The organism is Collinsella aerofaciens, from assembly GCF_964243765.1.
GTDB classification, from domain to species: domain Bacteria; phylum Actinomycetota; class Coriobacteriia; order Coriobacteriales; family Coriobacteriaceae; genus Collinsella; species Collinsella aerofaciens_BU.
This window is the reverse complement of the sequence record NZ_CAXTGI010000005.1, coordinates 106780-129481: the sequence shown is the minus strand read 5'-3', so window position 1 is coordinate 129481 and position 22702 is coordinate 106780. Positions and strand designations below refer to the sequence as shown.

Genomic DNA, 22702 nt, shown 5'->3' with positions numbered 1-22702 from the left:
ACTCCCAATAGGCTAGTCGTGGAGAGCAGTGCCAAGGAAGTCGGCGTCGAAGGGCACGGCTTCGGCAAAGGCATAGTCGCCGTCACTGGCAATGAGCAGGTAGTTTTCCTCGCCGCCAAACTCCGCATCGCCGCATGGGACCACCCAGGCGTGGGCGAATACCTCGAGTGCCGTGGCAGCGCAGTCGCGCAGGAACGTCACGTCGCTCCCCTCGTTTGCGCTCACGATATTGGCAACGTAGATACCCCCGGGGTTCAGGCTGCCTCGCACCAGGCGCAGCGCCTCAACCGTCGCCAGCTCGCGTACGGGCTCGGCACCGCCAAAGCAATCGCTCACGACCACATCGTAGCGACGATGACCCACGCTCGTCACGCCCAGATACGAGCGAGCCTCAGCGGTAATCACCCGCAGGCGGTCGCCCACCATGCGCTCCAGCTCGTCCAGGTAAAACCAACGACGTGCCAGGCGCGTAATCTCGGCATCGTACTCAATGACGTCCATGCGCAAGCCCTCGTGCGACATCAGCGCAAACTTGGGATAGGCAAACCCGCCGCCGCCCAACATGAGCATGCGGTCGATACCGTGACCATAGGCGTCATGCATTGCGCGCTCGGCCTCAAACGCATCGTCAAACGCACGATAGTACGCAAAGACGGGCTCCGCCCAACACTCGCCAACGTAGCTTGCGCTTTGGTAGACGCCGCCTTGCACCAACACGCGAATCTCATCGCCGCCCTCATCGTGCACGCGTTTCACACGCGCCAACCCATTGCGGGTTCGCGCAACCTGCAGACAGGCAGCACGAACAGCGACAGCGGCCGCACCAAGCGCTGCGGCTCCCAGGGCAACGCCGGCAACGACGCCGGCAGAAACACTCGGCTTGTTCATTTAGAGCTCCTTTTGCAGATAGAGTCCGTGGTCATAAAAACCCAAATGGCGATAGTACTCGCGCGTACCGATCGCGCTAATCACGTTGATACGCGCATAGCCCGCATCCCGGGCAATATGGCACGCACGCTCCACCAGCGACCGTCCCAATCCATGGTGCTGCGCCGCCTGGCCTTGATCCCCCACGCGCGCCGCCATGCCATACACGTGCACCTCGCGAATCATCGCCTCCTCCGGCCCCGTCGGCAACTCGTCCGCATGCGCGGCAACAAACGAACGGTCGGGCAGCGACAGGCGCAAAAAGCCGGCAATCTTGCCTTCGGGCGTCACCCACTGCAAAAAGCGCTCGTAAGTCACCGGCGTCTCGTACGCTACTTCCTCGTCAAGGGTCAACTCATCCAGGTCGGCACCCGCGGTACTGATCTCGCGATAGCGAATCTCACGCACCGTCGCACCGTCACCCCGAGCAGCCAGGCGGTTCTCAACGAGCTGACGCAGGTTGGGCTTCTTGTTGCCCACCATGATGTCGTCGGAACTAAAGTCGCGAATCATGCGGCTAATGCGGCAGAACGCCGGCGTCACCACGATGTCGTCGGCCAATACATCGAGCAGCTCTTCCTCGGTATAGGGGCGCCACTCGCCACGCTCGTAACAACCCACCAGGCGCGAACCCTCGATGAGCGCACACGGGTAGACCTTGACCTCGTCGGGCATAAAGGCCCCTTCGGCCATAAAGCGCTCGTAGTCGCGCTTGTCCCCCTCGGGCGTGGCGCCCAGCAAGTTGAGCATAAAATGCGCGTGGATCTTAAAGCCAAACAGGCGCGCAAGCGAAAACGCCCGCTCGATCTGTGCCACCGAAATACGACGCTCATTGATATCGAGCAGATGCTGGTCAAGACTCTGGATACCCATCTGGATCTTGGTGCAGCCCAGGCGGCGGATGAGCGTGAGCGCCTGCGGCGTTACGGCATCAGGGCGCGTCTCGATAACGAGTCCCACCACGCGGTGCTTCGCCGTCTCGTTGATGCGCTGCTGCCGCTCAAGCTCTTTCATCGTCGCCGTCTGCCACTCGGCGACCTCGCCCCACGGCGTGCCGGAGCCGTATAGTCGACGCACCGCGCGATTATAACCACCCACGGCGGCATCCACACGCCCCTGCTCGTCGGCAACGCCGGCAGCAAGCTCAGCCTCATCAGTCGCAATGCCGGCAGCCCGATAGCGTTCGCGGCGCTCCGCCACCACCGGCGGCAGGGCATCGGCGGGAGCGTCATCGAGCAGGCGCCCTGCCTCGGCACGGCTGATGCCCGGACGCGCCAACATGGGGTTTGCCGCCACGCCGGCGACGGCATCGTCATTGAGCGCACGGAAGAGCTCCGACATAAACCATGCCTGATACCCTTGCGGATAGTCGCTCCAGGTACCACCGAGCACGATGAGCTCGATCTTATCGGTCGCATGCCCCATCTGCGAAAGTGCGGTCAGACGAGCACTCACCTGCAGATACGGATCGAAGCAGTTTTGCTCTGCACGGGCGCACGCCGGCTCGGCATGCAGATAGCTTTTAGGCATGCGCAGGTCGTTGGGGCAAAACAGGCAATCGCCCGAGCACGGCCAGGGCTTGGTGATGACGGTAATGGTCGCCACGCCCGAAGCCGTGCGGCGCGGCTTCATACGCAGCACCTGCAGCAGCTGACGCTCCAGTTCGGCATCGACATTCCACCCAGCCCAACGAGCCGGCTCCTCACGTTTAATCCGCTGGTAGAAGGGCAGCAGTCGGCGCTTGGCCAGGTCGCGCTTGTCGGCACCCTCGCGGCGTGCCTCGGCATGTATCAGTTTGACGAGCGCCTTGTCGTCTACAGTCTCGCCGCGACGCAGGGCCTCGAGTATGTTCAAAATAATCTGTTCCATGACCCCATTGTAAAGGCAAAGGCGCCGAAGCCGACCACGGCCCCGGCGCCTCCATCAAAGAGTATGCCTATATGCACCGATCTCCGAAAACCGCCCATCACTCCGATTCGAACGACATGTCGCCCGAACCGACCTTAAAGCGATACGTGGCAGACTTATCACCGTTGTCGAATTCATGATTCAAAGTGGTCTCGCCATCGTAGCCAAGCGGAAGGAAATCACTCTCGAAGTCACCGCTGCCCACGGTGAGGCGCGCCTTAAAGCCCGTAGAGTTCGGAACCGTTATCTCCACATCGCCCGAGCCCACGCTTACATCCATCGACTTCGCGGGGGCCTGGTAGAGCTCGAACGTCACATCGCCCGAACCGACCTCGGCATTCAGGGTGTCGGTCACGGTACCCGCAAACTCGACGTCTCCCGAGTCCAACGTCAAATCGAAGTCGTGGCACGCAATGTCCGTGATCGTCAGGTCTCCCGACCCCACATTCGCCGTAATGCCGACCAGGTTATCCGCAACATCCCGCGGCAGCTCGATGGTGACCGAACGATCGATAGCGCGCTCGTCATCGCAGTCGAACTGGCTAATCTTGAGTGTAGAGCCCTCGATCTTGGCTAGATTCTGAGTGGCGGCATCGGAAGCAGATGCCCCCTTTGCAACGTGCCCGCTTTCGATGACACGCACCGGTCCGCCAGAGACACGTTTAACCTCGACCGTTCCCGACGTCACATCCAAGTCGAGCGATTGGAACGCGTCTTCGTCAAAAGTCGTGCTCGAAAGCTGCTGAGGCCGAGCGGAATAGTTACCGCTATCCAAGAGATCATCGTCGTCAAACATATCGTCCATACCAGACAATCCGGGTACAACATCGTCGAGATCCCACGGGCCATCAAAATGAATCAATATCCGCGAAGTGCCAAAGACAAGCCCGATAATGAGCACAAACGCCCCGATGCCAACGCCCAGGCGCACCTTAGACTCACGCGAGAGCTTCATCATTCATCACCCTCTTTGACGCTCGGCTCAGCGGTGGTCGCGGTAGCCACGTCAGTATCAGCCGCGGCAGGAACGTCCTGCACCTGAGCCTTAGCCGCCACCGGCGCCGGGCCAACCTGAATATCCCCGCGCGCCCAATCGCCATCGAGTGCACGCGCCACCCAGTGATAAATGGGGATCGTAAAGAAGATCAGCGCGGCAAAGGGGCCGGCACCAAACGGGAACATTAGCAAAAAGAACAGCAGCCAGCACACAGCCCAATACGGGAACGACTGGAATGGCCCCTTCACCGGAGTCGAGCCAACCGCACCGCCACTCGTCGCCTGCGCCGTAGCGGCATTGGCGGCCTGCGCGCTCCAACTTGCAGCTTGCGCCGCCTTGGCCGCAGCGTCACTTGCCTGCGTTGCCGCCTCGGTAGCGCGCGCCGCCGCCTCGTGGGTGCGGGCACGCTCTGCCGCCTCGGCTTCGCGCTGACGGGCGCGGTCCTCGTTCTCAAACTCGATATCGTCCTCAATCTCGTCGCTCGGATTGAGCAGCTCGTCCAGACTCACGCCATAGAGTTTTGCGAGCGAGATCAGGTTCTCGGTATCGGGAGAGCTCTCCGCGCGCTCCCATTTACTGACCGCCTGGCGCGACAGTCCCAGCTTTCGTGCAAGCCCTTCTTGGCTAAAACCCTTGCTGCGACGAAGGTCGGCGAGCCGCTGCGCAGTTTCTACATTCATGGTTCCTCCTACGTGATTGCCAGCCGTGCCGCCGGACCGTTTTTGTTCTTAGGCGCCTTGCACAGTTAAAAATCTATCCGCCACCGCCAAAAGTATGCCACCTATTCTAGTGAGATTTTTGACAACCGGCGGTTGCGGGTGCATATGAGCTGCGGAAATGTGTCCAAACAAAGCAATGACCCGTAGCTTGGTTGTCCCCGTTGCGGCGTTAACGGTAGTATGGTCGTACTATTTATTCCGCACCGCCAACGGAGGGAGTTCCGCGCCGTGAACCGCGATTTCGCCTCATCGCTCATCCAGCTCAACAACACGTTCTATCGCGAGCACTCCGCCTCCTTTTCCGATACGCGCCAAGCCCCGTGGCCCGGCTGGGTGCGCACCATGGACATCGCGCTCGGACAGCTCGACGTCGCCACCATCGAGCATCCCGTCCGCGTCTTCGATCTTGCCTGCGGCAATATGCGATTCGAGAACTTTGCCGCCGGCGGCGCACTTGCCGCCAAGGGCGTCGACGGCGCAAACCCCTCGGCAGATGCCAGCTGCCCCTTCGAGTTCTATGGCGTCGACTCTTGCCAAGACCTGGCCATCGATGCACATGGCCACGCCCTGCGCATTCCCAACCTGCACTTCCAGGAACTCGACGTGCTCGACGCCCTCATGAGGCTCAACCCCGCCGAGACACCCGACGTGCTTTTCGACGCCCCGCTCGCCGATATCTCGGTCTGCTTTGGCTTTATGCACCACGTGCCGTCGTGCGAGTACCGCGTACGCGTGCTCGACGCCTTGGTGCGCCAGACGCGCCCGGGCGGCATCATCGCCATCAGCTTTTGGGAGTTTATGAACGACGAGCGCATGGCGCGCAAGGCCGTTCGCGCCGAAGCCCGCGCCGAACTCACCCCGCCGTTTGAGGGTTACGATTCCGCGCAGTTTGAAGCCGGCGACCACCTCATTGGCTGGCAAAACGACCGCCACGCCTACCGCTATTGCCATCACTTTGACGATCAGCAGATCACCGACCTGGTGCGCGGCGTCCGTACGTTCTACAAGAGCGGCGAGGTCCCCGTACGCGAGCTTGAGCGTTTCCATGCCGACGGTCGTAGCGGCGAGCTCAACCGCTATGTGATCCTCAAGCGGCTGTAGGCATCGGCGACTCGCCGCCGAGCCGCACCGCAGCTTTTGGGCAAACTATGCCCACCCCTTTCCAACCCATTGACGGAACGCGCGGCTATGCGTTCCACACGTATGACCAAGGAGCCTCATGGGAGCCGTCCACGTTCGCACGCCTAAGAACTTTGTGCTCGAGGAGCGCCTGGAGCGCTACGCCGATGCGATTGAGACGAACCCCGAGGCCTATGCCGGAGATTGGCGCAAGGCCTGTGCGCCCGCAGGCAGCAAGCCTTTCGAACACCTTCACCTGGATCTTGGTTGTGGCAAGGGAACGTACCTTGTAGAGCGCGCGGCCCACGAGCCAAACACGCTCTTTATCGGCATGGACCAAGAGCCCATTTGCATCGCCTACGCCGCGCAGAAAATCTGCGAGCAGGAGCTGTCCAACGCACTCGTCCTGCCCCGAGGTGCCGCATCGCTGCCGCAGCTGTTTGCCGCAGGCGAGCTCGACGCCATAACCATCAACTTTCCCACGCCGCAGCCCAAGGCCAAGTACGCCAAAAAACGACTCGTCCATGTCGACCACCTGATGCTCTACCGCCCGCTCTTTTCAGCCGGCGCTACCGTCACGCTGCGCACCGACAGTAAGCCACTGCGCGACTACGCCCTGGGGCAGTTTGCCGCGGCCGGCTACGACACGCTTTGGGTAAGTGACGACGTCCGCCGCGACCATCCCGAGCATCCCGAGACCGAGTACGAGCGCCGCACGCGCGAGATGGGTGCCGCCGTCTACGGCACTTGCGCCACACCCGGCGCGCAACCCAGCGATGAACAGCTCGCGGCGGGCCGCGCGCAGGAGCAAAGCCTTGCCTGCTACCTGCCCGAAAACCTTGATGAGCTCACCTATGTACCTCTGGGCATGGAAGAGGCCGTCGAGAACTTTAAGAACCGCGCCCGTAAAGGCAAGAAACGCCTGCCTCAGGAACGCTAGCACCGCGCGCCCATTTCCTGCATTTTCTCGCCCGCTGGCACCCCGCGCCGCCGCTACGCCATAATAGTTGACGGACAAACGGCGAGAGAAAGCAACCACATGGCACAGACCACGACAGATATCACCGCCAGCACCGTTTCCGGCGCCGGCGCCGCCAGCTCATTCTCGGGTGGCACGGGAACCGAAGCCGAGTTCGGCTCGCTCGGCGCGCTCTCCCCCACCTGGTGGGAGCCCGAGGACGGCAGTGAGCCCGAACCATGGCTCACGCCCGATCAGGCCTTCGAACGCTTCTTTGAATGGACGAGCGGCCGCGGCATTGAGCTGTGGGATCACCAAGAAGAGGCCCTCATGGACCTGGCAGCCGGCGATCACGTCATTTTAGGCACACCGACCGGCTCGGGTAAATCGCTCGTCGCGCTGGGCATGCTCTTTATAGGCATGGCACAGGGCAAACGCTGTTATTACACGGCCCCCATCAAGGCCCTGGTCAGCGAAAAGTTCTTCGACCTGGTACAGGTACTCGGCCGCGATAACGTCGGTATGATAACCGGTGATACGCACATCAACACCAAAGCACCCGTCATCTGCTGCACGGCCGAAATCCTTGCCAACGATGCGCTGCGCGAGGGTGAGGACGCCGATGTGGGCTGCGTGGCCATGGACGAGTTCCACTACTTTGCCGACCCCGATCGCGGTTGGGCCTGGCAGGTGCCGCTGCTCACCCTGCCCCACACGCAGTTTATGCTCATGAGCGCCACGCTCGGCGATGTCACTGCCATCGCCGCCTCACTCGAGGAGCACACCGGCGCTGCTTGCGACTTGGTTGTCGACGCCCCGCGTCCTGTTCCGCTGAGCTACGACTATGTGACGACCTCCCTCGAGGGCACGGTCGAGCTCGCCATGCGCCGCGGCGAGGCCCCGCTCTATATCGTGCACTTTAGCCAGGATGCCGCCCTTGCGACGGCACAGTCGCTCGCCAATTTTGGCATCGCCAGCAAGGAGCAGCGCGAAGCCATCAAAGAAGCGGCAAAGGGGACGAGCTTCTCGACGGCCTTCGGCAAGATCCTCAAGCGCTTGCTCGGCTGCGGCGTCGGCGTGCACCATGCTGGCATGTTGCCGCGCTATCGCCTGCTGGTCGAGCGCTTAGCTCAACAGGGCCTGCTGCCCGTCATCTGCGGTACCGATACGCTCGGCGTCGGCATCAACGTACCCATCCACACCGTGGTGCTCACCGCGCTCACCAAGTTCGACGGCTACAAGATGCGTCGTCTGCGCGCCCGCGAGTTCCATCAGATTGCCGGTCGCGCCGGCCGCTCGGGCTTCGATACCGAGGGCATGGTGATTGCCGAGGCACCCGAGCACGAGATCGAGAATGCCAAGCTCATGGCCAAGGCGGGCGACGACCCCAAAAAACTCCGCAAGATCAAAAAGAAGAAGCCTCCCGAGGGCTTTGTCACCTGGAACAAGCAGACCTTTGAGCGCCTGATCGAGACGCAACCCGAAACGCTCAAGCCGCGCCTTCGCATCACACACTCCATGGTGATTAGCGTGGTCGAGCAGGGCGGCGACGCTCGCGCCCGCGTGCACGACCTCATCGAGACAAGCCTGCAAACGCCCGAGGAAAAGGCAAAGCTCGAGGTTCGTGCCGACGAGATCTTCGCCACGCTCATCGACTCCGGCGTCGTCGTGCGCACCGAGGTGCCGCCCGCACCTGACGCTCCGGCTGACGCCGCGCCGGACATCGACTACGCGTTGACGGTCGACCTGCCCGAGGACTTTGCGCTCGACCAGCCGCTCTCGCCGTTTTTGCTTGCCGCGCTGGAGCTGCTCGACCCCGAGAGTGAGACCTATACCATGGACCTCATCTCGATGGTCGAGGCTACGCTCGAGGACCCCAAGCAGGTATTGCGCGCACAGGAGCGCGCTGCGCGCGACCGCGCGATGGCCGAGATGAAGGCCGACGGCGTCGACTATGAGGAACGCCTGGAGCGTATCCAGGATGTCAGCTACGAAAAGCCGCTCGAGGACTTACTCGATGCCGCCTTCGACAAGTACTGTCAGGAAGTACCCTGGGCCAACGACTACCAGCTCTCGCCTAAAAGCGTCCTGCGCGACATGCTGGAGAGCGCGAGCGACTTTAAGGGCTATATCCAAAAGCTCGGCATCGCCCGCTCCGAGGGCATTCTGCTGCGCTACCTAGCCGAGGCCTACCGTTCCCTCGATCGCACCGTACCCATCGAGAAGCGCGACGAGCGCCTGCGCGACATCATCTCGTGGCTGGGCTTTGTGGTGCGCTCGGTGGACTCGAGCCTGGTGGACGAATGGGAGAACGCCGGCAACCCGGCAGCCCTCGATGCCGCACCGCCGCAGGGCATCGACGAGGTCGTGGCAGACCGCCGTGGCTGCACCCTGCTGGTGCGCAACGCGCTCTTCCGCCGCGTGACCCTTGCCGCCCGCGAGCACATTCGCGACCTGGGCGAACTCGACGACGACTGGGGCATGAGCGAGATCCGCTGGCAAAAAGCACTCGACGCCTACCATGAGCAGCACGAGGAAATCCTCACCGACGGAGATGCCCGCAGTGCCGCAATGTTTTCCATCGATGAGTCCGACGAGAAGACCGATCACGTGTGGCACGTGCATCAGATCTTTGCCGACGAGGATGGCGACCACGACTTTGGCATCATGGGCGACGTCGACCTGGATGCCACGCAAGACGGCGGCGAGGTCATCTTCAAGAACTACCGTGTCGGCTTTATCGAGGACCTGCTCGAAGACTAGCCGGGCGCAATGGGACGAAACGAAGCGGGGCCGCTGGCAACATCGCCAGCGGCCCCGCTTTTCGTGCGATACGCTATCCCCTACTCGGCATCCTCGACCTCATACGAATCCGCCTCGGCTGGCTCATCGTTTGTCTCTGGCGCAGCCCCGCGCGCCTCGTCAAAGGCGGCCTTCATGGTCTTATTGCCCCACGTGAGTTTGCGAATGGTAAGATCGTCGGCTTTCTTGTTGGCAAGGCGCAGATTGTTCTCGGAGGACAGCAACGCCTCCTTGGTTTTCTGCAGGTGGCTAATCGTCTTGTCGATCTCATCGATCGCCGTTTGGAACTTGCGGCTCGCGATCTCGTAGTTGCGGCCGAAGTCGTTCTTGAACTTCTCCATCTTGGCCTCGAAGTTCGTGACGTCGATGTTCTGCTGTTTGTACTCCGCCAGCTCCTGCTTATAGCGCAGCGAACCCATGGCAGCGTTGCGAAGAAGCGTGATCATGGGAATGAAAAACTGTGGGCGAATCACGTACATCTTCTCGTAGCGATAGCTCACGTCCACGATTCCTGCGTTATAGAGCTCGCTCTCGGGCTCGAGCAGCGTGCAGAGCACCGCGTACTCACAGCCTTTCTGGCGACGATCGTGATCGAGTTTCTTAAAGAAGTCCTCGTTTTTATGCTTGGTCGCGGTCTCGTCATTCTCGTTTTTCATCTCGAACATAATCGAGATGACCTCGTTGCCGCTCGCGTCGCACTCACGGAAAATGAAGTCGCCCTTGGTGCCCTCGGACGCATCGTTATCTTTCTCGAAGTACGCGTTAGGAAACGCCGTCATGCGCAGACGGTTAAACTCGGTCTCGCAATGCTGTTCGAGCGACTCGCCCACCATCTTGGTGGACAGGCGGACCTTCATGTCCTTAAGGCGCTCAATCTCTTCATCCTTATAGCGAATCAGCTCATCGCTCGCGCGCTTGGCTTGCGCAAGCTCGAGCTCGTGTGCCGCCTTGGCCTGCTCCTCGCGCGAATCGCGCACCGCCAGCTCGCTCGTCAGTTTGGCACGCGCCTCGTCGCGCTCTCGCTCCGCCGCGGCAACCGCCTCCGACAGATTCATTTTTGCCCTCAGTTCCTGCTCGCGCAGCTGGGCGCGCAGCCCCTCGGCCTCCTGCTCAGACTGAGCCTTTGCGGCGGAAAACTTCTCCTGCACCTTAGCCTGATAGTCGGCAAGCGTGCGCTCGGCCTCGCTGCGAGCGGCATCGAGCTCGCGCTGTGACTCAGCCGCGGCAGCGGCAAGCGCCATCTCCTGGGCCTTGTCCGCTGCGGCAAGCTTGGCCTGCAGCTCGGCAATCTGGGCATCACGCACAGCCACATCGTTTTGGGCAGCGTTGCGCGCCGCTGACTCGGCAAGCTTTGCTTCGTCATCCTTGCGCTCTAGCTGCGCACGCAAGTTATCGACTTCGCGTTGGAGCTCAGCATTCTCCTTTTGAGCGTCGGCGCGGGCCTCGACCGCCGCGCGCTGGCTTGCGCTCTCGCGCTCCGCGGCAGCGCCCTCGAGCTTGGCGCGCAGCTCGGCAAGCTCGGCATCGCGCTTGGCGACCTCTTGTGCCAACTGTTGAGCTGCAGCGTTCTTTTGCTCGACAAGCTGAGCGTTACGCTGAGACTCCGCCTTTTGCAAAGCGGCCGTCGAGCGCGAGCGCTCAAGCTCCAGCGCCTGCTCGCCCTCGCGCTGGACTGCCTTCACACGCTCTGCCAGGTCGTGCGAGAACTCGGCATCGCGCACTTGCTTGACGATATCCGCATAGCCGGACGCATCGACCTTAAATACTTCGCCGCAATGCGGGCACTTAATCTCGTTCATGGCAGCTCCTCGATGGACGCAAACTTCAACCGCATACACTCTACCGCGCCGCACGGACAAAAAAGGCGCCGCCGCCATAATGGCAACGGCGCCAGAACCACCACAAAGGTGACTGTCCCCTTTGTGGTGGCTTGGATCCTTACAGGTCGCGGTAGTCGATCAGGCGAAGATCAGGTTGAGACTCAAGCCAAGTGCGAAGCTCGGGGTCGATCAGCGCATCGACTTCCTTGGTGCGGTCGGTCGTAAGCGAGCTGCTCTCGAGGATAAAACGATCGAGATAGCCCGGATGGCACACAAAGACGACCGTCTCGCCGTCCTCCATCTCTCGAACCGCCTGCATAATCGAGTCCTTGGGTTCGTAGCCCGGCTCCATCGAGTGCATCACCATCCGCAGGTCGGTATCTCCGCAATGCACCACCGCCGTGGGGTCGAAGCTCGCCTTTTGCTCCTTAAGGCCCAGCTCTTGGGCAACCGTCGAGATCGCGCGGTTAAGGTTTTTGCTCATGACGGCATGGGCCTCAAAATAATCGGGTTCGCGGCCCACGATCTCGACAAAGCGGTCATGCTGCGCGCGAATCTCGATGCAGGCCTCGTCGAAGTCTATCAACTCCTCGCCGCGCTTAAAGTGCTCGCGGAAGGTACGGCTGCTATGGAACTCACCGCTCTCGTTGAGCATGCTCGGAATGAGCGCCGGGTCGGCACACGGCTTGCCCAGGCATACGTTGGTATGCTGGCCCACCGCAATGCCGGCATCCGCCACGAGCGACCAGCCGCGCTCAGCTTCGGGCATATTGGGCATCAGGCCCGCCGAGCGCACCAGGCCCTCATTGATACTGCGGGCAATCCCCAAGTCAACGGCATACGAATAACCAATATCATCGGCACGAATGAGCAATTGCTTCATATTGACCCCCATCTATGGAAAGGGGCACTTGAAGTGCAACCAAGTGCCCCAGGCAATTATCTTACCGAACAGATGCTTTAAGCCTTAGCGGCAGCAGCGTCCTCATCGAGCTGCTCCTTGGTAAAGCCGAAGAAGTAGGCGATGGCGGCAGCGGCAACAAATGCAGCGCCCGATGCAACGCATCCCCAGACGAGATTGGCAGTTCCGCCGGCAACATATCCGGTGATGCCCAGAATATTCGTCGCGCCCAAAACATACGTCGTCACATTGGTAAGAGCCGCGATCAGGCCGCCGATAGCGCCGCCGGCAACCATGGCACCCAGGCAGCGGGTGTACTTAAAGCCGCAGCCATACAGCGCGGGCTCCGTCACGCCGCCGACAATGCCAGAGAGCGAGAAACCAAGCATGGCGCCCTTTTCGTCAGTCTCCTTAAGGCGCAGGAAGGCGCCGAAGGCCATGCCCCACGTAGCGAACTGAGCGATAGCGCCCGCGACCATAACGCAGGAGTCAGAGCCCATGGTGAGCAGCTGCACAATGCCAAGGGTAAGCAGGACTTGGTGCATACCGGTCATAACCAGGAACTCCCAAAGCGCGGCAATGGCAACGAGGGAGATGACCGTGACGATACCGCCGGTGTTGCCGAGGCCGAACATAAAGTTACCAACCGCGTTGCCCAAGATAGAGCCAATCGGAGCCAGCGCGCACAGCGAAACGGGAATCATGACGGCCAGAGTACACACGGGCACAAACACCGTAGAGAGCATGTCGGGAATGATCTTCTTCATGAACTTCTCAACGACCATGAGTACCGGCATGGACAGAACCATGGGGAGAACGGTGCAGGAATAGTTGTTCAGCTGAGCCGGCAGCACACCATAAATCATCGTGGTCGTAGCACCCGAATCCGCCGCAGCGTTGACCAGCGTCATGAACTCGGGGGCAATGAGCACGACGCCGAGCATCATGCCGAGCGGCTGGCTGCAGCCGAGCTGCTTTGCGGCAGCCCAACCCAGATAAACGGGAAGGAAATAATAGCCGGCGTTGTAAATCCAGTTGTAAAAGAAGTTATAGATGTCGGAATCGGCAGACCAGATACCGAGCATGCCGTCGCCGCAAAGCACGGCAATGGTACGGAACATGGCGGCGCCCATGATGATGGGGATCGTCATAACCATTGTCTTGGACAGGTAGTTGAGGGTCTTCTTGCCCGCAGTCTTGACCGTCAGCGGCTCCTTGGTGCCGCCATCGAGGTCCTCGTCAATGGAACCTTCACCCTTAACGCCCAGCGCAATGGCGGCTTCATAGACCTTCGGCACGTTCTGGCCAATGATGACCTGATACTGGCCGCCAGACCACTGTGCGCCCAGCACGCCCTTGATCTTCTTCACTTCATCGTCATTGGGAATGGACTGATCCTTGAGGTTCAGACGCAGGCGGGTCATGCAGTGCGTCGCGTTCGTCACATTGGAGGCGCCGCCGACGGCAGCGAGCACGTCCTCGGCAATCTTCTTGTTATCGACAGCCATGTCGAATCCCTTCTCTTCCAACTAAAGGCTCGTGGGGCTTCATGGCACCAAGACACACGATTCCGCTCGCGCCTGCGCAGCGCGCGATGCCCGTTGGCAAGAGATTTCATTGCATGTGATTCCCGGGTGGATCGACATGAAAAAAGCCCCGCGCACAACCGACAGAGACCCAATAATGGTCTCGACAGAATCGGTAGTGCCTCTCGGAGCTGCGCCGTGAGTAACACCCAACACACGGCGAGTATATGCGGCAGATGCGTTCGTTGCGGCTCAGATTACCGACGAACGGTAGCAAACGACCCGCGAACGGTCGCCATGACGGAAAGGAAATACCAGAGAGCCTATTTATCCGAGTGGACAGAAGCCACGCGATTCACATGCATGATCAGATAGACGAGCTCTTCTTGGGCCAATGGCTCGCCAAAGGTCTCTTGAATCAGATTGTTGACACGATGAGCGCAACGCGATGCCGCCGGATATTGCTCCACGAGCACGTCGTAGAGACCGGAGTTCTCAGTATCTATCGGTTCTTTCTTTGCCACGCGGTCGAGCAGATAGCGCACATGAGTGGCAAAGCGAGTAAAGGCAAACGACGAGCGATCGACCGTCACGCCCAACTCTTCTTGAATAATCGCGACCGTCATATCGAGCAGTCGCTCCTCGTGCTGCTCGGCAAGCACGCGTCGCTCGCTCGGCCTAACCGATGCATTAACAATCGACATGGCAATGCCCGCGGCCTCGCTTCGGGGCATACGCACCCGGAAGCTTTTCTGAATGCCCCGAACAGCCAGCTCGCCCAAGCGGTATTCGATGGGATGCAGCTGCTCCAGGTCGCGCTCGAGCGGCAACGACACCACCATGTGTTCGCGGGCGCGCTTAATAGCAAACTGAATATGGTCTGCCAATGTAATGGGAAGGTTTGGGCTCAATTCATACGAAAGCTGCCCGGTTGCGATATCTGCCAGCTGGGCGGAAAACTCCAGCACCTCGGGGTCGACCTCGTCGATAAACGCCAGGTACTTTGAATCGATGCCGTAAAAGGTGCGTGTAACAACGTCCAGATCGACCTCGTGCGGCATCTCGCCAAAACCGATGCCACGACCCAGCGCGATAAGCTGACGCCCCGCGCCGTCTTCGCAGATGGCAGCGTTGTGGTTAATGCGCTGGATAGCCTTCATGGAATCATCGCTCCTACTAAAACGCGCCGCGCAGACCATCCGCGCGGCGCGTTCATTCTACCTGCACTTGCAGCTATAGTCCAAAGAAGCCAAGGATCTGGTCGCGGCTTACGGGCTTGTAATCGTTAGCGTCGAGACCAACGTCATAGCGCAGAATCGAGCGCTCGCGATCGCGATTGCGCGCGTTGGTGCGGTCTCCCCTGCTGTGGATATGCCCGTGCAGCATGATGGCGCCGCGCGCCTTGCCATTCCAGCTGAGCATGGGGTAATGGCTCAGTACCAGCCTGTGCCCGCGAGCATAGCCGGGCGCAATCTCAAGATAGTCGCGCACCTCATCCCAAATGTGCGGCGCGTCCGGATCTCCCCAATCGCCATCATGGTTACCACGGATGAGCGTCACGTTCTGGCATTCGATGCGCTCGCGCAGGCGCACTGCCTCCGCCATGGGCAAACGATACGTAAAGTCTCCCAGGATATAGAGGCGGTCGTCCACAGCCACGCACTCATTGATGGCATCGATGACCTTGCGGTTCATCTCCTCGACCGAATCAAACGGTCGATCCATGTCGTGCAAGATATTCGTATCGCCCAGGTGCAGGTCGGCGGTAAACCACATCATCGTCTCTGTCCTCATTTCGCAACGCGTATAAGACCTGTTTAGTATACAGACGCAGCGATACGACGGTTACCCAAAGAGCCCGCCGAACAGACCTCGGCGGCGCTTGTCCTGCTTTTTCGAAGCGTCATCCTGAGCCTTCTTGCCCTGTCGCTTTTTACGATCTTGCTCCAGCTCATCGTCATCGAGCAGTAAATCCCACTCAAACGGATCATCCGTCAAATCGAACAGGTCATCGTCATCAAACACGTGCGCCTCCATTACCGATTAGAGAGCATCCACAACATAGTTGAGAAGTCTACGGGCCCGTGCGGACACAAATTCATCCTATCTGCGTCTTTCAATCGTTTGCCGCAACGCTTGCGCGACAAGGCGCTTGTGGATAAGATAGGAACACGGATGGCACCCGTTGCCGCGGGTCTTGCCAACTCCAGTACACGTTTACATCGTGAGAAGTGGCCGTCTTCGCTTATGCGGGGGCGGCTATTTCGTTCGGCCGATAAACAGGCCAAGCTCGATAGCCGCGATCAACAACGCCAATAACGAAATAACATCGCTTACGTTCATACCAAATCCCTTCTAAAGGGAGTTGGCCCATCCGTGCTCCATAGCAGTAGTCTAACGCAAAATGCGGGTAATAGGAACATCTGTTCGTATTACCCGCACCCTTTTCTAATGCACAAACATGCGCACGAACTTGTGCTTCCAGCTTGTGTAAGGGGCATAGCGGAACGGCACGTCCAGCCACGTTGCCTTGTTCACGATGCTCTTCTTGTGGCTAAACGTATCGAAGCTCTCGCGTCCATGGTACTGTCCCATACCGCTCGCCCCCATGCCGCCAAAGCCCATATGGCTCGTGGCCAAATGCATAATGGTGTCATTAACACAGCCACCACCAAAGGGCACGTAACGCACAAAGCGCTGCTGAACCTCACGGTCTTGGCTAAAGATATACAGGGCCAGCGGCGTCGGACGATCCGTAATAAACGTCTCGGCCTCGTCTAGGCTCTCAAACGACAGCACCGGCAAGATGGGGCCGAAAATCTCCTCCTGCATTACGGCGTCCTCAGGCGCCACGCCGTCCAAAATCGTCGGCTCAATCTTGAGCGACGACTCGCGCGCGGTACCTCCCAGCACAACCTTGTCGGGGTCGATCAGCCCGCGTACGCGCGCGAAATGCTTGGCGTTGACAATATGACCGTAATTCTCATTGTCGAGCGGATGCTCGCCAAACATGCGGCGGGCCTCCTCCTTGATGAGGTCCAGCAGCTCGTCGTGCACGCGCGCATCGACCAGCAGGTAGTCGGGCGCCACGCAGGTCTGCCCCACGTTGAGCCATTTACCAAAGGCGATACGGCGTGCCGCGACCTTCAAGTTAGCCGTCGCATCCACGATGCAGGGACTCTTTCCGCCCAGCTCAAGCGTCACGGGTGTGAGGTTTTTACTTGCACGCTCCATGACGAGCTTGCCGACCGGAACGCTACCGGTAAAGAAGATCTTGTCCCAGCACTCATCGAGCAACGCTTCGTTTTCGGCACGCCCGCCTTCGACGACCGTCACCAAGCGCGGATCAAATGCCTCTTCACAGATTTGCTTGAGCACCGCGCTCGATGCCGGAGCATAGGCGCTCGGCTTGATGACCACGGTATTGCCCGCGGCAAGGGCGCCGGCGAGTGGCTCGAGCGTCAGTAAAAACGGGTAGTTCCACGGAGCCATGATGAGTGTGACGCCATAGGGCACGGACTGCGTCTTGCACACACTCACGGCGTTGGCGAGGTCACACGGACGCAGGCGCGAGCGACTCCATCGAGCCACATGCGCAATCTGATAACGAATCTCGGAAAGCGAGGTGCCGATCTCGCACATATACGCCTCGTCATGCGACTTTCCCAAATCGGTCTTGAGCGCATGGGCAATATCGGCCTCGTGGGCCCGCACCGCATCGCGTAAACTCACGAGCGCACGACGTCGAGCATCGACATCAAACGTGGCGTGCGTCTTAAAATAGGTGCGCTGATCGGCAACGATGCGCGCGATTTCCTCGGTGTTCATGGGCCCTCCTAGTTCTCGTCTTCAAACATACCACCCGCAACGACCTCGTACATACGCTCGAGCTCCAAACGGTCCATCAAAAGTGGAACGGGGTATAGCGGATTGGCCTCGGCATCGGCATGGGCCGCCATTTGCGGAATATCGGAGCGGCGAATACCCGAGACATATTTGGGGATTCCCAGGGCCTCGTTCATGCGGTCAACCCAATCGATAAAGGCCTCGGCCGCCAGGCTGTCCTGCGCGGTAGCCGGCGCAATGCCCGCCATGCGAGCAAGATCGGCAAGCTTGGGGGCGGCGGCGTCACCATAAGCGCGAAGCATGTGCGGCAGGATAATCGCGTTCGCCAAACCGTGCGGAATTCCGTATCGGCCGCCCAGACTGTGCGCGATGGCATGCACATATCCGACATAGGAGCGGGTAAACGCAACGCCCGCCTTATACGCCGCCGAAAGCATATTGCGACGAGCGCGCATGTCGTCACCATGCTCATAGGCCTCGAGCAAATTGTCATGGATGAGCTGCACCGCCTGTCGCGCCATCTTGCGCGTATAGGGCGTAGTGCTTCGCCCGATAAAGGCCTCGACGGCATGCGTCAGGGCATCCATACCCGTCTGTCCCGTAATGGAGGCGGGCAGGCCGCGCGTAAACTCGGGGTCGTGCACCGCAAAGCGCGGGATAAGCACAAAGTCGTTAATGGGGTACTTGTAGTGCGTCTCGTCATCGGTAATTACCGCCGCGAGCGTGACTTCGCTTCCCGTGCCTGCCGTGGTGGGAACGGCGATGAGAAGCGGCAGGCGACGATGAATCCGCAGCAGGCCGCGCATCTTGTTGATGGGCTTGTATGGCTGCGCAATGCGCGCCCCCACACCCTTGGCGCAGTCCATGGCCGAACCGCCACCAAAGCCGATAATGGCCTGGCAGGCGCTCGCGCGATACAGGGACGCCGCTTCCTCCACGTTTGAGACCGTGGGGTTCGCACGTGTTTCGGCATAGACCGCAACGCCAATTCCCTTGGACGCGAGCGCTGTCTCGAGCGGTGCCGTGAGCCCCAGACGGGCAATGCCGGGATCCGTCACGATAAGGACCTTCTGGATCGAGCGCTTTTGAAGCACCGCGGGCACATCCTCGGCATGCTCTAAAATGCGCGGCTCGGTATAGGGCAGGATTGGCAATGCAATGCGAAAAACCGTCTGATATGTTCGACACCAGGCACGACGGGCTAGATGCATAAAGGAAACTCCTTCATTTGTTGATAGGTCAACATTTGCTCGACCGATTGTACTCATCGGAGGTCGCACGAGGTCTAGCAATCGTTAATCAATCAACATCTTCACATGCCCAAAATTGTTTTATTAAAAATCATTCCTAATAGGCTTCACATTCGGTCGCATTTATGGATAATAGAACTCGTCAAGACGCACGTCCGGAGAGGGCCCTTACGGGACCGGACGAGCGCGCCATCGCCATCGATCGAAAGGATCGAATTATGAAGTTTGTTTGCCCCGTTTGCGGTTATGTGGAAGAGTTCGACGGCGACCAGCTGCCCGAGGATTTCAAGTGCCCCCAGTGCGGCGTTCCCGGCTCTCGCTTCCTGAAGCAGGAGGAGGGTCAGCTCGAGTGGGCTGCCGAGCACGTCGTGGGCGTCGCCAAGATGGAGGGCGTCTCCGAGGACATCGTTGCTGACCTGCGCGCCAACTTTGAGGGCGAGTGCTCTGAGGTCGGTATGTACCTGGCCATGGCTCGCGTCGCTCATCGCGAGGGCTATCCCGAGATCGGCCTGTACTGGGAGAAGGCTGCCCACGAGGAGGCCGAGCACGCCGCCAAGTTCGCCGAGCTCCTGGGCGAGGTCGTGACCGACTCCACCAAGAAGAACCTCGAGATGCGCGTTGAGGCCGAGAACGGCGCCACCGCCGGCAAGACCGATCTCGCCAAGCGCGCCAAGGCCGCTGGTCTCGATGCCATCCACGACACCGTGCACGAGATGGCTCGCGACGAGGCTCGCCACGGCAAGGCTTTCGCCGGCCTGCTAAAGCGCTACTTCGGCTAAGCCAAACGCCTGAGAGACATTCTCTAGCTTTATAAGGCCCGGACCGCATGGTTCGGGCCTTTTTCGTGTCTTGCAAACCAGTTAACGTCCCAAAAATAGGACCACCTTTGACATCGGCTTCGCGTCAAAAACTAAGTGAGTGGCCTTTTGGGAACTTGTCGAGCAGACCACCCGTATTGCTTTATAAAACCGCAGGTAGATAGCTTGCCGCAAAACAATCTGGTCGCCATCACGCTAAAAGTCTACTCACTTAGATTTGCAACCGTCCATGATCGGGCCTTTTTGTGTCTAACGGGCATCTTTTTGTCGATTTCTCCCAGTTTTGACCAGTCAACGAATAGCTCAGACCGAAGTAATGCCTCGGCCCCTTGCTCCTCCAAGCTTTTATCGCGATATTCAACATCGAGCAACCTGCATACGGCCTTAACAATCGCATGGAATCTATCATCATCGGATATCTGTCCGTGTGTCAGGAGAAATACATCGTAGCCCATGGCCTGAAGCGCCGTCATGCGGTCGGCGTCACGCAAACCATCCCCGGCTCGCCCGTGTGAGCCCTTTCCTTGGCATTCAATGGCCACCTGTCGCTCTCCGTCCGGCGAAGAAAGAAGTAGGTCGATATATACACGGGACTTGCCTACAATCGCCCGAGCACTTGCGCTTAGCGCCACTTCGACATTGAGCTCTATGCCGCAAAAACCTTCGCCTCCCAATGATCGTGGCAACCCAAGCAACAAATACGTCTCAACCTCAAAAGGCGATGCGGCACCCAGTGGAACGAGATGCGATACCGCGACAAATCGCTTGCCGTAACGCATCCCACAAACATCTGAACAAAAACGGTCAAGATCTCCGTCCAAAACCAAAGCGTCGCGCCGCCACAAATTTGAGGCGGCACCGTCCTCGGACGGGCAACGTGCCCAACCAAAGGTTGCCGGAATCGCGCCCGACTCAATTGCACGCGAAAGCTCTGCCTCGAGTGCTGCTGGCAAGGCACAAACCGTAAACAAGCCGCACATCTCCGCCAATACCAAAAGCAGCTGGAGATCCGTCAGATGCCGCGACATGATGAATGCCGTCAGCAAAGGAGATGTGACCAAAAACCCATGTTCCGTTTCCAGCACGGATTCCCTGGGAAGCTCACCAAGGAACAGCCGTTGCCTAACGCTGGCAGGACAAGTCCGCTTATTTCTCGTCCCAACCAATGTATGCAACGGCAAGCCGAGCGCAACCGCAGCCGTCGGGTTACGGGCGAGGCCATATCGCTGCCGGTCTTCTTCCGGTCGTGGAAGTGGCGGACACAAAGCGAGGGCTTGAGGAGGCAAACGCCAGTACCTAAAAGCCGATATGTCACAAAGTAGATCCTTCATAGGCACAGGAAAACACGGATTTCAACCCGGGTACTCCCGCATTGGCGCAAACGTACCGAAAAGGGCGCCGAACGGACTGTTAAGTTTTCAACAGCCTTCCCCAACTGGCCAAAAGCTTGCCAAGAACTGGACGGAGTCCTGTTGAAAACCCGCTATTTCTCTCATGCGGAAGCTTTGCACAGCAAGTGAGTAGGCTTTTTGGAAACTCCCGAGCAGGCAGGCCATCTTGTCTTGCAAAGCCGCAGGTAGACGACTTGCTGCAAAACGGTCTGGTCGGCATAACGCCAAAAGTCTACTCACTTAGGCTAGAGGGCACCCCCATTAGCTGTGATTCCAGGGTGTTTAGCGCATTTGGACTCAAATCGTCATACTGGACAAGGATTCGAGCCAAGTTTTTAGGGACAGATGCGCCATCGGCACACCAAAAGCAGTCACCGATATCGATATAAGGGATATTCGAGCGCATAAGTGCCCGCGTAAAAGAGCTTCCGCCCGCGCCACGCTCCGCAACCACGATGCAGTAAAGGCCCGCGTCTGCATGCTCGATCGAGACCTCTCCTGCCGGAAATACCTTCCGCACAAGCGCCATCAGGCCATCACGCGCCTCGCGAGCACGAACGCGCACGCGGTTCACATGTCGCTCGTAATCACCCGATTCCAGCAAACGCGCCAAAGCGACCTGGTCAACAGAGCTCACCGACGAGGCGTAGAAACCAAGGTTGCGCCTAAACCGCTCCATTAACTCATCGGGCAACACCATGTACGCCAAACGCAACGCCGATGAAAGGCTCTTCGAAAACGTGTTGGTGTAGATAACCGACTGGGCGGCATCGATCGACGCGAGCGCGGGAATCGGCTTCCCGGCAAGGCGAAACTCACAATCAAAGTCATCTTCGATGAGATACCGACCTGGTCGCTCGGCGGCCCAGCTCAGCAGCGCATAGCGACGTGCAACGCTCGTCACAAGGCCGGTCGGATACTGATGGGACGGCATCAGGTGAAGAACATCGGTCCCAGTTTTCTGCAGAGCGCTCAGGTCCACGCCGTCGTCATCCAACGGGATATGTCGAACTTCGCAACCCATAGCCTGGTAGATGCGCGTCAGCCGCAAATAGCCCGGATTCTCAACGGCATATACCTTGTCGGCTCCAAGCAGCTGAACCAACATGGTATCGAGCAGCTGGGCGCCCGCACCGATAACAATGTTGTCGGGATCGACATTCATGCCCCTTGTCCCGCGTAAATGGTGAGCAATTGCGCGTCGTAGCCGAGCGGTGCCCTGTGCCGGCGCAGTCGAAAAGATTTCGCGTTCGTCTTCGGATGCCAGCGTCGCCCGCAGTGCGCTTTGCCAAAGCCGCGCCGCCTCCAAAGTGGAAGGAGAAAGCGCATCGAATCGCTCGACCTGTCCGTTGACATCACGCGCACTGGGGCCCACAGAGACGGCATCTCGGTCGATGCCCTCCGCAGCCAAAGCCAAGACCGGTGCATCCGGAAGCTCGCAAGCGTAGTAGCCACGACGCGGCATTGAGCAAATATAGCCCTCGGCAAGTAGCTGGCTATATGCGTTCTCGATGGTAATGACACTGATTCCCAGATGACTGGCAAAGGCGCGCTTAGACGGCAGATGCTCCCCCGCCGCAATGCGTCCAGCAACGATATCATCTCGAATTTGCTGGTAAACATACTCATAGAGCGATGCTTCGCCGCGATTTTCCAAATTGTAGTCAAGCATGGGCATCACCTGACCTTATCGAATCATTCAATCTGGCATTAGTCTGAC

The 22702-nt window shown here is 59.4% G+C and carries 18 protein-coding genes; 4 read left to right on the top strand and 14 right to left on the bottom strand.

Going from position 1 to position 22702, the window contains the following annotated elements; genetic code table 11:
- Nucleotides 1–12 precede the first annotated feature (12 nt).
- From ACESSC_RS05225 to ACESSC_RS05210, 4 genes are all read right to left on the bottom strand, one after another.
- Nucleotides 13–888 carry a spermidine synthase gene (locus ACESSC_RS05225; RefSeq protein ID WP_373161659.1) on the bottom strand — a complete coding sequence of 292 codons (876 nt, stop codon included), beginning with the start codon at nt 886–888 and terminating at the stop codon, nt 13–15.
- Nucleotides 889–2796, bottom strand: coding sequence for an elongator complex protein 3 (locus ACESSC_RS05220; RefSeq protein ID WP_373161657.1), 1908 nt, complete (start codon nt 2794–2796; stop codon nt 889–891).
- 97 nt (nt 2797–2893) lie between these two features.
- Nucleotides 2894–3793 (bottom strand): DUF4097 family beta strand repeat-containing protein, encoded by a 900-nt coding sequence (locus ACESSC_RS05215; RefSeq protein ID WP_373161655.1) that lies wholly within the window; start codon nt 3791–3793, stop codon nt 2894–2896.
- Nucleotides 3790–4512, bottom strand: coding sequence for a helix-turn-helix domain-containing protein (locus tag ACESSC_RS05210; RefSeq protein WP_373161653.1), 723 nt, complete (start codon nt 4510–4512; stop codon nt 3790–3792). Before ACESSC_RS05210 ends, ACESSC_RS05215 begins: the two co-directional genes overlap by 4 nt.
- Before the next feature lie 267 nt (nt 4513–4779).
- On the opposite strand from ACESSC_RS05210, the gene ACESSC_RS05205 reads away from it, so the two are divergent.
- The 3 genes from ACESSC_RS05205 (at nt 4780) to ACESSC_RS05195 (ending at nt 9391) form a co-directional block, all read left to right on the top strand.
- Entirely contained in the window at nt 4780–5652 is an 873-nt protein-coding gene (locus ACESSC_RS05205) for a class I SAM-dependent methyltransferase (protein WP_349124983.1), read from the top strand.
- Between the two features lie 118 nt (nt 5653–5770).
- A complete protein-coding gene (gene trmB / locus ACESSC_RS05200; protein WP_373161650.1) occupies nt 5771–6610 on the top strand; it encodes a tRNA (guanine(46)-N(7))-methyltransferase TrmB in 840 nt (279 codons plus the stop codon).
- 99 nt (nt 6611–6709) lie between these two features.
- Nucleotides 6710–9391: a DEAD/DEAH box helicase gene (locus tag ACESSC_RS05195; RefSeq protein WP_373161647.1), complete on the top strand. Its 2682-nt coding sequence runs from the start codon at nt 6710–6712 to the stop codon at nt 9389–9391.
- Nucleotides 9392–9471: 80 nt separating this feature from the next.
- Here ACESSC_RS05195 and ACESSC_RS05190 read toward each other — a convergent pair whose 3' ends face one another.
- The 8 genes from ACESSC_RS05190 to ACESSC_RS05155 form a co-directional block, all read right to left on the bottom strand.
- Nucleotides 9472–11229: a DUF2130 domain-containing protein gene (locus tag ACESSC_RS05190; RefSeq protein ID WP_373161646.1), complete on the bottom strand. Its 1758-nt coding sequence runs from the start codon at nt 11227–11229 to the stop codon at nt 9472–9474.
- Nucleotides 11230–11368: 139 nt separating this feature from the next.
- Nucleotides 11369–12133: a ChbG/HpnK family deacetylase gene (locus ACESSC_RS05185; RefSeq protein WP_373161644.1), complete on the bottom strand. Its 765-nt coding sequence runs from the start codon at nt 12131–12133 to the stop codon at nt 11369–11371.
- Between the two features lie 77 nt (nt 12134–12210).
- Complete coding sequence (locus ACESSC_RS05180; RefSeq protein ID WP_373161643.1) at nt 12211–13659, bottom strand: PTS transporter subunit EIIC; 1449 nt, start codon at nt 13657–13659, stop codon at nt 12211–12213.
- A 341-nt stretch (nt 13660–14000) separates the two neighbouring features.
- Nucleotides 14001–14837 (bottom strand): PRD domain-containing protein, encoded by an 837-nt coding sequence (locus tag ACESSC_RS05175; protein WP_373161641.1) that lies wholly within the window; start codon nt 14835–14837, stop codon nt 14001–14003.
- 73 nt (nt 14838–14910) lie between these two features.
- On the bottom strand, nt 14911–15456 hold the full coding sequence (locus ACESSC_RS05170; RefSeq protein ID WP_373161638.1) for a metallophosphoesterase: 546 nt from the start codon (nt 15454–15456) through the stop codon (nt 14911–14913).
- A 66-nt stretch (nt 15457–15522) separates the two neighbouring features.
- Nucleotides 15523–15702, bottom strand: a complete 180-nt coding sequence (locus tag ACESSC_RS05165) for a hypothetical protein (protein WP_161194591.1) — start codon at nt 15700–15702, stop codon at nt 15523–15525.
- Between the two features lie 423 nt (nt 15703–16125).
- Nucleotides 16126–17505 carry an aldehyde dehydrogenase gene (locus tag ACESSC_RS05160; protein ID WP_373161636.1) on the bottom strand — a complete coding sequence of 460 codons (1380 nt, stop codon included), beginning with the start codon at nt 17503–17505 and terminating at the stop codon, nt 16126–16128.
- 8 nt (nt 17506–17513) lie between these two features.
- A complete protein-coding gene (locus tag ACESSC_RS05155) occupies nt 17514–18734 on the bottom strand; it encodes an iron-containing alcohol dehydrogenase (RefSeq protein ID WP_373161634.1) in 1221 nt (406 codons plus the stop codon).
- A gap of 257 nt (nt 18735–18991) precedes the next feature.
- Between ACESSC_RS05155 and ACESSC_RS05150 the strand changes: the two genes are divergently transcribed.
- A complete protein-coding gene (locus ACESSC_RS05150; RefSeq protein WP_022094328.1) occupies nt 18992–19552 on the top strand; it encodes a ferritin family protein in 561 nt (186 codons plus the stop codon).
- Between the two features lie 242 nt (nt 19553–19794).
- Here ACESSC_RS05150 and ACESSC_RS05145 read toward each other — a convergent pair whose 3' ends face one another.
- Together ACESSC_RS05145 and pdxR are read right to left on the bottom strand one after the other, a co-directional pair.
- Nucleotides 19795–20676, bottom strand: a complete 882-nt coding sequence (locus ACESSC_RS05145) for a hypothetical protein (RefSeq protein ID WP_117817290.1) — start codon at nt 20674–20676, stop codon at nt 19795–19797.
- 538 nt (nt 20677–21214) lie between these two features.
- Entirely contained in the window at nt 21215–22660 is a 1446-nt protein-coding gene (gene pdxR, locus ACESSC_RS05140) for a MocR-like pyridoxine biosynthesis transcription factor PdxR (RefSeq protein ID WP_373161633.1), read from the bottom strand.
- Nucleotides 22661–22702 lie beyond the last annotated feature (42 nt).